We start from the raw sequence: 1,055 nt of genomic DNA on the forward strand, positions 1-1,055 counted from the left end.
AAGATTTCGGCTTTAACCAGTTGGTCGTGCAGATCGTAGAAGTAGTTCTGCACTTCGCCGTCGGCCAGTTCGCGGTGGATCAGGTTGCCGAGGTCGTCGTAGTAATAGCTGCTGCCGTTGTAGGTTTGTAGGCGGTTGTCGGGGACGGTAGGGCTGTTGTTGTCGGACAGGATATTGTGTGCGGGGTCGAAGGCGAATACTTCGCTATCCGCTTTGGTAATCTGGCCCAGTTTGTCGTATTCAAACCGGGTCGTGCCCGTCCGTTGGTCGGTGCTGTGGGTCAGGTTGCCGGTGCGGTCGTAGCCGTAGCTGCGTTTGACGGCATAAGCCGATGTTACTGCATTTTTCGCTGTTTCGATCTGCGTCAGCTCGTTGAGTGCGGCAATTTGTTTTTTCAGACGGCCTAAGGGATCGAGTTCGTAACGGCTGGCGAGTTTACCCTGTGTGCGGTAGATTTCGCGGTGCAGCCGATCACGTTCGATGTCGGAGATGACTTCGTCGTCGAGGCTGATTTGGTGCAGGTGGCCGCTGCCGTAATACAGGTAGTTGATTTGTCTGCCGTCGGGCAGGACGGTGGCGGTACGGTTGCCGTTGAAGTCGTAGTGGTAGCGGATGCTTTCGGTAACGGGCAGGTACAGCATGTCGTATTGCGCATCGCGCCAGTCGGTTTCGGGCAATCCGTTTCGGGCGTTCTCTTCCTTAGTCGGTACTTTCCATTGGTGCTGGCCGATGATTTGGCCGTTGCCGTTGTAGTCGAAGCAGGTAATGCTGTGGCTGTTGGCGGCACGGACGAGGTTGCCGTCCAGGTCGTATTGGTAAACGGTTTCCTGAACCTTGTCGTTGTTGCGGGCGAGGGTATGGATTAAGCGTCCCAATACGTCGCGTTTGAACTCGGTAATCCGCAACGGGGTTTGGCCGTCGAGGCCGTCTGAAAGCGGGGCGGCTTCTTTTTTGGGGATGGGTTGACCGCCCAGCTGCGCCATCAGTTTGGCGGCAAGGGAGGCGTCATCACCGAATTCGTGCTGCTCGACCAGTTCGTTGCCGGCGTTGTAGCG

At 56.7% G+C, this 1,055-nt stretch carries 1 pseudogene; it reads right to left on the reverse strand.

Annotation, left to right across the window (positions count from 1 at the left end):
* Positions 1-983, reverse strand: a pseudogene (locus tag HMPREF2871_RS00005) (RHS repeat protein); the annotation flags it as partial.
* Between the last annotated feature and the right edge of the window lie 72 nt (positions 984-1,055).

This window comes from Neisseria sp. HMSC067G12 (genome assembly GCF_001812725.1).
GTDB classification, from domain to species: Bacteria; Pseudomonadota; Gammaproteobacteria; order Burkholderiales; family Neisseriaceae; genus Neisseria; species Neisseria perflava.